Raw genomic sequence first — 10,364 nt, 5'->3', positions numbered from 1 at the left:
CATGCGGGCTGCCCCGGCCTTCCGGGAACGTCTCAGCGATGTTGAGGCCGCCAGCACCGGCAGTTTCAGCGACAATGGTGAATAAATTAACCCCAGGCCGGGTCAAGCGCAGCCGCCACCCGGCAAAAATACGGCACCAGAGTGTAGCCCGGATAAGGCGCCACGCACCGCCATCCGGGAGTTTCCCTGCCGGCACTACGCTTAGCCGCTAGCGCGTTACGTCCCCCTGGTGCCGTTGGAATGACTGAAGAACATCCTCCTTAGCGTCAGCAGCAAGCTGCCGCTAAGGCCGTGGAGAACACCTCCTTAACGTCGCAAGCGCGGTAGAACCCGATCAAACGAGGTTAAAAGGGTCTTCAGCGCGGAACGCGAGTTAAGGCTAATCAGGGCAGTGGGACAGGCAGAATTTATAACCCGATAACCGGCTACGCCAAGCCTTCGGCGCCATTTCTTCAGCGACGGCGAGGAAACAGCCTAGATGGCGAAGCTCCATGATGAACTTCGCTTAATCCGCTTCTGAGCCTGGCTTCCAGTCTCCGGCTCTCGCTTTCCGTTCATTCAGGCCAACACCGACAGTCAGTAGCAATGCTACAGCGGCCAATCCGCCTGCCAACCAGAGATTGCCTGCCAGTCCAAATCCATCCACGCTCTGGCCTCCTGCCCATGATCCCAATGCAATCCCGATATTGAAGACGCCCACATATAACGCGGTAGCAATCTCCACGGCGTGCGGCGCAGCTTTCATCATCCAGGTCATCAGGCCAACTGACACTCCGCCGTAGGCCAGCCCCCAAACCAACAGTACCGCGCCACCACCCATGTGCGAACTGGCGACAGTCAGGAACAGTACTGGGGTCAGCAGTAACCCCAGCGCAATCGCCGTCAAGGTCAGGGCGGTGCGCCGCGCCGCGACGATGCCGGCCAGAAAGTTGCCGACAATGCCAGCGACGCCATAGGCGAATAGCAGCGCGCCGTTCCATTGCGCATCGAATCCCGACACGGACAGCAATAGCGGGCGCACGAAGGTGAATGCCATGAAGTGCCCCGCCACCAGCAGCAGCGTCAGAAGCAGCCCGACTTGTAGTTTTCGATTGCCAAGCTGGGTCCCGAACTGACGCAAGGTGGCCGTGCTGGTAACGGGCAGCGCAGGAATGACGGCAAGGTGAAGTGCCAACACCAGAGCGCTGAACGCTGCCATGCTGCCGAAAGCCCAGCGCCATCCAGCAAAGTCCCCGATCAGCGCCCCGATTGGCACGCCGAGTACGGATGCGGCCGCCACTCCGCCAAAGATGATGGAGGTTGCCAAACCGATGGAATGGCCCGGAACAAGCCGGGCAGCCAAACCACCGGCGATGGCCCATATACCCCCCATGCAAAAGCCGACCAGAACGCGGGCGGCCAGCATCCAACCCAGGCTTGGCGCGAGTGCCGATGCCATGTTGGCGATCACCAACAGCCACAGCAACCCACACAAAATCCTGCGTCGATCAATGCCACCCGATGCGAGCACTACCAGGGGCGCGAAGAATGCCGCCAGCAACGCGGGAAGCGAAATTGTCAGTCCGGCTGTTCCAGTGGAAATGCCCAGTGTCTCGGCGATGGGCGTAAGCAGCCCAACCGGAAGCATTTCCGTCGTGACGACAGAGAAGGTGGCCAGGCCAACAGCGGCCACGGCGACCCAGGGGCTGCGCGCAGAAACTTCTGCCGCCGATGAAGCTGTGCTCATGGTTCAAATCCTTGCAATTGAAAAACAGGGTGCGCCGCCATCATTCGGCATCCGATACAGGCGAGACATGCGCGCGCAGGCGCTGATGCCCCCATAGCGACACGAGCAACACCACCGCACCGGCGCAGAGGGCGACGGTGAATCCAACCCGTACGCCGCCGTCATCGATAACCTGGCCGGATGCCGCCGCGCCCATGGCCACGCCGACATTCAGCCCAGCCAGCAGCCAGGCCATGCCTTCGGTCAACTGCTGGTCGGGCACCAGACGCTCGACCAGTGACATCGCCACGATCATGGTGGGCGCGAAGGACAGACCTGCTACCAGCACCGCTGCGGCCAGCGCGGGAATGCTCCCGACCAGCAGTAGCGGTAACGTGGTGGCAGCCGTTGCCAATCCACCAAGCAACAGCAGTCGATGCAATGGCATATGCAGCTTGAGTGCGCCGAACAGCAACCCGGCCATGCAGGAACCCAGGGCATAAGCTGACAAGACCAGGCTGGCCGCCGCCGGTTTGCCCACTTGTTCAGCGAAGGCCACGCTCACGATATCCACCGTACCGACGATCACGCCCATTGCCACCATTAGCAGCGCCAGCAGTCGCACGTTTGCCAACTGAATGACTGATCCAGATCCATCCGTGGCTGCGTCTTGCGCTTCGACGGGTGGTTCAGTGCCCCGCTGCACAACCAGAGTGAACACACCGAGGATCAGCAACAGTGCTGCCGCCAGCAGGCCCGCCTGCGGTAACACCGCAACAGACAGCCCCACCGACAATGGCGGCCCGGAGATGAAGGTGACTTCATCAAGCACCGTTTCCAGCGAATAGGCGGTCTGCAAGCGGAGCTGACCCCGGTACAGGGCCGTCCAGCGTGCGCGTACCATCGCCGACATACTGGGCATGAAACCAGCCAGGAAGGCACCGATGAACAGCGTCCAGTTGGCCGCCTGCCACCAGGAACCGGCAACCAGAATCAAAAAACCGATGACGCTGATGGCCGTGGCGGTGGGCAACACGCGGTGTTGTCCAAGCCGATCCACAAGCCGGGAACTCTGCGGCGACAACAACGCATAGGTCAGCACGAAGGTGGCAGAGACAGCCCCTGCCAGCGCATAGCTGCCGCGCAGTTGCGTCAGCATGGTGATGATACCGATACCCGTCATCGGCAGCGGAATACGTGCCAGCAAACCGGCCAAAGCAAAGCTCTTGGTGCCAGGCACGGCGAATAATTCTCGATAGAGGTTGGTCATCTCGTTCTCCAGAAGCCTTCGCTTGCCTTGGTAAGCTGGCGCGGCGATAATACATACAAAGCGTATGAATATGATCATATATTCATACGTACTGTTTGTAAATAATGATGCGTATCGTATGTAAGGAGAAAAAACATGGTTCGTCGCACCCGCGCCGAGATGGAAGAAACCCGCGCCACGCTGCTGGCGACTGCCCGCCGGGTCTTTACCGAGCATGGCTACGCCGACACCTCGATGGATGACCTCACCGCGCAAGCGAAGCTGACCCGTGGTGCGCTCTATCACCACTTCGGCGACAAGAAAGGACTGCTGGCCGCCGTGGTGGAGCAGATCGACGCCGAGACGGATCAGCGCCTGCAGGCCATCTCTGACGCTGCCGAGGACGCCTGGGAAGGCTTTCGCAGTCGCTGCCGGGCTTATCTGGAAATGGCGCTGGAGCCGGAAATCCAGCGCATCGTGCTACGCGATGCCAGGGCGGTGCTGGGTGGTGCCTCACCGGAATCGCAACGCCATTGTGTTGAGTCGATGCAGCGCCTGATCAACAAGCTCATGCAGCAAGGCATAGTGGACGAAGCTGATCCGCAGGCGCTGGCGTCGCTGATCTACGGCAGCCTGGCCGAAGCGGCGTTCTGGATTGCCGACGGCGAGGACAGCAGAGCGCGTCTGACACGCGGTATCGATGCGCTGGAGTTACTACTGCGTGGGTTGTTAGTCAAGCGATAGCCTTACGAGATGCCAGGGCCACGCTGCCGTTCGATCTCCCACGATACGCCACCGCCGCGAACCGTCGCGGCGATCTGCAGCCCCAGCCGCTGCTCAAACAACACGGTCGTTACTCATCGCTTGAGGGTATTAGCTCGGTCATGTTCCCTGGCGAACCGGATAGCTAAACGACCCCGGGAATAGCTAAAAGAGTAATCGTCATGATCCAACCCAAATCAGACGGCGGTCCCGCGAATAAGCAGTAAGCACTTTTGAGGATTAGTCGCCTGATGCATCATCTACGCCGGTAAAGTCCCCTGGGTGCCATGAGCAGACCTTTTTTAGGTTCACAGAAAAAACAAGCGGAGTGTTCGCCTGCTGATTTTACATCCTGGCTTTATTTATGGATTATGGAATTCTATATGTTCTGAAAAGGATTTATCCATGAGTGTCCTCTTTCCACCCAGGCTGGTTCCAGGAGATGTTATTGGTGTAACCGCTCCATCTTCTGGCGTACCTGAACATCTGCATCCCAGACTGGAACTCGCCATAAAAAACCTAAAGAAAAGAGGTTACCAGGTCCGCGAAGGACGCTGCTTACGCTCGCAGCACAAAAATAAAAGCGCCACTAAATTTTCTCGCGTTGAAGAATTAATGTCTTATCTTACTGACCCAGATATAAAAGCTGTTATGCCACCTTGGGGCGGTGATCTGGCGATGGAATTGCTTGATTTGATTGATTTTGATCTGTTATCCCGGTCTAAACCAAAATGGTTTGTGGGCTTTTCAGATCTTAGTACACTTCATTTCCCACTGACGACGATATCGGGCTGGGCTACTTTGCATGGGCCAAACCTCATGGATCTTGGCGCTCAAAAGTTAGATGCCACCACTCAGGCCGTATGGGAAATTCTGGAATCGAATCGGGGCACTGTAATCAAACAGTACTCTTCAACAGCATTTCAAGCTGATGAAAATCAATGGGGAACAGCGTCAGACGGAGGTTTCAATCTGACCAAAAAAACACAGTGGAAACGCCTTGATGGTGTTACATCTTCTCTGACATTTAGCGGGAAACTGATCGGCGGCTGCCTCGAAATAATATCCAGGTTAGCAGGTACACCATTCGGGAATGTGCCTTTGTTCAAGGCGAGCAATAGTCCTCAAGGAATAATCCTCTATTTTGAAAATGTGGAAATGGCTCCCTGTGAATTAACACGCGCATTATTTAGCTTACGATTACAGGGTTGGTTTGATAACGTAAATGGTGTTCTTATAGGCAGAAGTGCTGCACCCGACGTAAGCGACCCGACTAAACATAATTATCTGGATGCCCTTAAAGCCGCTTTTGAGAATGTTGCCGTGCCCGTACTGTATGATGTTGATATTGGCCACATACCTCCTCAAATATCCCTGGTCAATGGAGCCGATGCGACGGTATTTTTCGCTGAAAATGGTAGCTGGGTAACTCAGCAGTTGTAGATAAGTCAGTATTAATAACAAAGGCGGGCCTTGCTGTTCTTTTGCACTGAAGATCCGCTCTTCGTTCAGAGCGGATCTTCAGTGCAGTTAACTTTTCCGATTCGTGCAAGGCGCGGACAATGGTCCGGATTAATTTCTGTTAATAAAGAAGCAAGTCGGTCCATATACTCTCCATAATTTGCAAAAAATAAATCAACAAACCTCTGTCAGAATTTCCTTTCTGAACCGGAGGTGTTATGAACAAAATAAACTATCAAATCAAATACATTGAATATTTGTTGAGAAAATGCAGAACAATTTTGACTAATGACATTTCATTTCATGCAGACAGGTTAAGAGAAATATCTGGCACATATCCGGATTTACTCAACCCTGTAACGCTTAATGAGAAAATTTGCCATCGCATTTTATTTATCCACAACCCATTTTATACATTGCTTGCTGATAAACTTCTGGTCAGGCAGTATGTTGAGAAACGGACTAATTTAATTAAGCTTATTCCTTTAGTAGGTGTTTATAACAGAGTTGATGATATTGATTTCGACAAACTTCCCTCAAAATTTGTTTTGAAATGCAATCATGATAGTGGTAGCGCGGTCATATGCACGGATAAAACGAATATTGATCCCGCTAAGGTTAAAAGCAAATTAAAACTATCTCTTAAAAAGAATATGTATTATACGACCAGAGAATGGCAGTATAAAAACATACCACCCGTGATCCTATGCGAAATGTATCTGGATCTATTTTCCAGTAAACACCGGAATATAACTCCGGAAATGATAAGAATACATTGCTTTCACGGTGTGGCATGTTTTATCGAGGCCGACTTTACTGACAGCGATGGAAACGAATTCATTAACGTTTATGACAGAACGTGGAATTTACAACCCTTTCAGATGGAATACCCAAACACGCCATTGCCGGTTGATGAACCAGAATCATTTCATAAATCCGTTATTGCCGCCCAGGACTTAGCAAAAGAAATAGACTACTGCCGCGTCGATCTTATGCTAAAAGGAGATGATATCTATTTCAGCGAAATAACATTAAGTCCCAAAAGAGGCAAACTTAAAATCACCCCATCAATTTGGGACGCAAAACTCGGCAGTATGTGGGATCTGTCTGTTGCTAAAACAGGTTCGATCGAGCCTGTGTATTCATGCCCTTAAACAGGCCATGAGAGTTTGAAAAGTGAGCCATTTTCTGGTGTTAAACTATAGCTAACGTCTCCGCCGTGGGCGCACATAATGGCTTTAACTACCGACAACCCTAAACCACAGCCCTCTGGATTAATATTTTTGGCGTATTCTCCTCGTTGAAAAGGCTGGAATAAGGACTTCTGGAGTTCTTCAGGAATTCCAGGTCCTTTGTCCTGAACGATAATAAAATTATCGTTTCCTGTAATACCATTTTTTATTAAAAGCGTTTGTGATGTGGAATATTTCAAGGCATTATCAAAAAGAACGGTGAGGCACTGAATAATGCGTAAGGGATCGCAAACGCAATACTGATGGTTAATCTCAGTGACAATTTTGAAATGCTTTTTATCAAAGTCCGGCCAAAAGGTATCAAGCGCATTTGAAATCGTGGCCTTGAGATCGACTTCACTCAGCATCAAGGAGTATCCTGCTCCTCCTGACGAACTCACGACGCGGAGATCCTCAATTAAGTTGGTCAGACCTTCAGTTTGTTTAAGAAGGTTTCTGAATAACGACGGTTCTGGTTCGAAAACGCCGTCAACCAGTCCCTGAAGCCTCCCACGTAAGATAGTCACCGGCGTCCGGAGTTCATGAGCAATTGCAGCATTCCATAAATTTCGCTGCGCATCCAGCGTCTGTAACTTTTCAGCCATCTCATTAAAGTCATTGACGAGCCTATTCATCTCTCCCAACTTAGAACTGCTGTTAAATGCTCTGGCACTAAGGTTCCCCCGAGAGATTTGTTTCAGGCTGTATGCAACGTCATTCAGTGGGTTGAATATTCTTGCAGACAGCTTTACGGTAAAGAAAAGTGCAACGACCAGACTGGTAATGGACGCCATCAGAATCCACATCCAGTCAAGGAATGTCATAGCATCTTCACTACCTTCGTTCATTCCACCCGGCAGGTAATAAATCAGGAAACTATAAAATAAGTAGGAACCGAGTATTGCAATGGCAATAATAACAAACGTTAACAACAACATATATGTCAAAATCTGACGGCTCAGAATTGTTTCTTTGTTCATTTTTTGTCACCCAACCGGTAGCCTAATCCTCGGATGCTTTCCGGAATGCCCCTCAATCCGGCATGTTCAAGCTTTTTCCGAAGTTTACTCATATGACTGTCTACAGTACGATCCAGCGAGTCTCCCTCAGGTAAACACGCATCGAGTAACTCTTCACGTGAACAGACTTTTCTCGGGTTTCTCGCCAGATAGGTTAAAAGTTTAAACTCAGTGGTGGTTAATACTGGCGTGGAAACCTCACCTTGTGCAGTGATTTCAACGTAAAATTCATCAGGATAAATCGTTAAAAAAGGCGTTCTTAAAGGCCGTGAATGTGTAGACTCTGCAACCGGTCTGGTTCTGCGAAGCACTGCTTCAACCCTGGCAATAACCTCAGATGGATTGAAGGGTTTTATCACATAGTCGTCAGCCCCGAGCCGTAGCCCCATCAGTTTATCAACGTCTTGATCCAGTGCTGTCACCATGATGACCGGTACATTCGTTTCCTTTCTTAACGTGGTGAGAACATTCCAGCCATCGTACACGGGTAGGTGGATGTCCAATAGCAGTAGGTCAGGCTTGTTCAGACGGGTAAGATTGATTGCCTGCTCACCGTCTTCGGCTCTTAAGGTTTTCATACCTGCCTTACGTAAATAGCCTGTCAGTATGGCAGCGATGTCATCATCGTCTTCTGCGACGATAATCAGATTGTTGTTGTTCATATTTTCTTCCACAGTGCTGATGACAACATGCATTTTACCCTGAAAGCACTTTTATCGTCATGCTTAAAGCTCTTTAACTCAATTACAAACATTAATTTTCAATTTGATGTCTTTTGACAGGTACTTTTTGGAAAAGTTCATCAAGAAATTTTCTTAAAATTTTAACAGACTCACTCTCCATATTCACTACACATTTTATAAATAATTAATCAACATCGCTAAGTGATAATCTACAACCAGGTTAAGTGGTGCATGCAATATGTACTTTGTCTAAGGAGTTTTATGGTGCTGACTAAATGTTTTTTCCGGCGCGAGAATTTGATGGCCTCACTTTTATTTTGCATCGTTTCATATGGGTTGCTATCTACCTGGCTTTACCTTGTGCATTCAATTAATGAAAAAGTAGAATCAACATTACCCTCATCTTTACTGATTCGTGTTTTGATAATCATTACAGCATTATCATTTATTATTCAGAAAAAACCTGGAGTTTTTAAAAACTTCATTGCAATAACATTCGGTCTGGTTTTACTGTTTATACACACCATCATTGTATTACATCTGCTTTTGAATACTTTTCCAGATATCTATGATTTTGTTTTTTATTATGAATTTTTTTTAATGGTTTTCTTTTGCGGACTACCTTTATGTTTATGTATAAGAATGGTTTGATATTATGCAATGTCAATATGATACATAACCTCAGGAGTGAGTACACATATCCTCCATAAAACATCCATTCACGGTTGACATCATCACGTTATACTTAGTTGAAATAATAAAACAACGGCAGAAACCTTTACACCCATATGTTTAATACAATTTATCATGATTTATAAAGGCAACAACAAACCTATAGCCCCCGGGGTTGCTATCTCACTTAAGAGACTTGCCTGGCGGCACAGAAAGAAATTGTGCATTACTTTCATGCTGGTTATTGCTGAAAACGTTGCATTCCTGCTCTACCCCGTTCTGGCGGGCATGGCGATAAATGCCATCCTGGGCGGACAGACGTCACATGCGGCCCTTTATGGCCTGATGGTTCTGTTCATGTGGTGCATGGGAGCCGCCAGACGTAGTGTCGATACGCGAACGTTTGCACGTATCTACGCAAGTCTTGCTGTGACTGTAGTATTATCCCAGCGAAAATATTCACTTAATCACTCGACTATTGCTGCGAGAGTCACTCTATCACGTGAATTTGTAGATTTCTTCGAGTTGCACCTGCCCGTATTGATCACCTCGATCATTTCCCTTTTCGGCGCAGCAATTATGCTGTTATGGATTGAATTCTGGACAGGTATAGCCTGTTTGATCATCGTGGCAATACTGATGTGTTTTGTCTCAAGCTATGCCAGCAAAAATGAGACATTCTACAGACGGCTGAATAATCGCCTTGAGAAAGAGGTCGATTATGTTAATAAGGCGTCTTTTGGTGCTCTTAAGCGACATTATGACACACTTGCCCGTCTGCGCGTAGTGTTATCCGACAGAGAGGCATGGGGATATTTATCAATAGGCCTTCTGGTCTCTGCTCTCTTTTCCATGACCATTATCAGGATGAGCATGGAATCCGGAATTAATGCCGGACATATTTATTCCGTCATGACCTATATGTGGATGTTTGCAACAAGCCTGGATGACGCACCACAACTTCTTGAGAAATTTTCCCAGCTCAGGGATATCGGTAAACGGGTTTCGACAGACGATGAGACCTCTTTGTCAGGAAAACCATGCTGAACTTTTACCCTTTGAATGTTGACTGGAAGTACACCTGATGCCGCACTTTTTCATTGAGCGACCCATCTTCGCATGGGTTATTGCCCTGTTTATTGTTCTGACGGGACTGTTGTCCATACCTCGTTTACCGGTTGCGCAATACCCTGAAGTTGCGCCACCCGGTATTATCATTTCAGTGAGTTACCCTGGAGCCAGCCCGGAAGTGATGAACACATCCGTCGTGTCTCTGATCGAGCGTGAAATTTCGAGTGTTGACAATTTACTCTATTTTGAATCTTCCAGTGACACGACAGGGATGGCGTCAATTACGGTAACTTTCAAACCCGGCACCGACATCAAACTCGCCCAGATGGATCTGCAAAACAAAATTAAAATTGTGGAATCTCGCCTGCCGCAGTCGGTAAGACAGAATGGGATAAATGTTGAGGCAGCTAATTCCGGTTTTTTAATGATGGTGGGGTTAAAATCGCCAAACGGAGACTATCAGGAAGCTGACTTAAGCGATTATTTTGCAAGGAATGTTACTGATGAACT

10 protein-coding genes and 2 pseudogenes are annotated in these 10,364 nt (G+C 49.0%); 7 read left to right on the top strand and 5 right to left on the bottom strand.

Translation table 11 applies throughout. From position 1 onward, the window contains the following. Positions 1 to 505 precede the first annotated feature (505 nt). Positions 506 to 1,726 carry an MFS transporter gene (locus tag CWM53_RS03585; RefSeq protein ID WP_100729555.1) on the bottom strand — a complete coding sequence of 407 codons (1,221 nt, stop codon included), beginning with the start codon at positions 1,724 to 1,726 and terminating at the stop codon, positions 506 to 508. 40 nt (positions 1,727 to 1,766) lie between these two features. Next, on the bottom strand, positions 1,767 to 2,975 hold the full coding sequence (locus CWM53_RS03580; RefSeq protein WP_100630629.1) for an MFS transporter: 1,209 nt from the start codon (positions 2,973 to 2,975) through the stop codon (positions 1,767 to 1,769). A gap of 135 nt (positions 2,976 to 3,110) precedes the next feature. Between CWM53_RS03580 and CWM53_RS03575 the strand changes: the two genes are divergently transcribed. Next, complete coding sequence (locus tag CWM53_RS03575) at positions 3,111 to 3,698, top strand: TetR/AcrR family transcriptional regulator (protein WP_100630628.1); 588 nt, start codon at positions 3,111 to 3,113, stop codon at positions 3,696 to 3,698. Positions 3,699 to 3,700: 2 nt separating this feature from the next. Here CWM53_RS03575 and CWM53_RS32270 read toward each other — a convergent pair. Next, a pseudogene (locus tag CWM53_RS32270) lies at positions 3,701 to 3,799 on the bottom strand (DUF3363 domain-containing protein); the annotation flags it as partial. A 72-nt stretch (positions 3,800 to 3,871) separates the two neighbouring features. Here CWM53_RS32270 and CWM53_RS03570 point away from each other — a divergent pair. The 3 genes and pseudogenes from CWM53_RS03570 to CWM53_RS03560 form a co-directional block, all read left to right on the top strand. Next, a pseudogene (locus CWM53_RS03570) lies at positions 3,872 to 3,943 on the top strand (energy transducer TonB); the annotation flags it as partial. 178 nt (positions 3,944 to 4,121) lie between these two features. Beyond that, entirely contained in the window at positions 4,122 to 5,159 is a 1,038-nt protein-coding gene (locus tag CWM53_RS03565; protein WP_100729556.1) for a S66 peptidase family protein, read from the top strand. Between the two features lie 236 nt (positions 5,160 to 5,395). After that, positions 5,396 to 6,331 (top strand): ATP-grasp fold amidoligase family protein, encoded by a 936-nt coding sequence (locus tag CWM53_RS03560; RefSeq protein WP_100729557.1) that lies wholly within the window; start codon positions 5,396 to 5,398, stop codon positions 6,329 to 6,331. Here the strand turns inward: CWM53_RS03560 and ccrB are convergent. Beyond that, a complete protein-coding gene (ccrB, locus tag CWM53_RS03555) occupies positions 6,328 to 7,389 on the bottom strand; it encodes a HAMP domain-containing histidine kinase CrrB (RefSeq protein WP_023318488.1) in 1,062 nt (353 codons plus the stop codon). The genes CWM53_RS03560 and ccrB overlap by 4 nt on opposite strands. Continuing rightward, the gene (locus CWM53_RS03550; RefSeq protein ID WP_032431070.1) at positions 7,386 to 8,090 is read right to left on the bottom strand and encodes a response regulator; all 705 of its coding nucleotides are present in this window, start codon (positions 8,088 to 8,090) and stop codon (positions 7,386 to 7,388) included. The genes ccrB and CWM53_RS03550 overlap by 4 nt, the downstream gene beginning before the upstream one ends. 282 nt (positions 8,091 to 8,372) lie before the next feature. Here CWM53_RS03550 and CWM53_RS03545 point away from each other — a divergent pair, with 282 nt between their 5' ends. The 3 genes from CWM53_RS03545 to CWM53_RS03535 form a co-directional block, all read left to right on the top strand. After that, entirely contained in the window at positions 8,373 to 8,762 is a 390-nt protein-coding gene (locus CWM53_RS03545) for a transporter (RefSeq protein WP_004184323.1), read from the top strand. A 156-nt stretch (positions 8,763 to 8,918) separates the two neighbouring features. Then, positions 8,919 to 9,830, top strand: coding sequence for an ABC transporter six-transmembrane domain-containing protein (locus tag CWM53_RS03540; RefSeq protein ID WP_100630625.1), 912 nt, complete (start codon positions 8,919 to 8,921; stop codon positions 9,828 to 9,830). Between the two features lie 37 nt (positions 9,831 to 9,867). Then, the coding region (locus CWM53_RS03535) for an efflux RND transporter permease subunit (protein ID WP_206062601.1) at positions 9,868 to 10,364 on the top strand (497 nt) is incomplete at its 3' end.

Source organism: Klebsiella sp. A-Nf5, from assembly GCF_002810545.1.
Taxonomy (GTDB): domain Bacteria; phylum Pseudomonadota; class Gammaproteobacteria; order Enterobacterales; family Enterobacteriaceae; genus Klebsiella; species Klebsiella variicola.
Note: the sequence above shows the minus strand (reverse complement) of the source record. Positions and strands in the feature narration are given on the sequence as shown.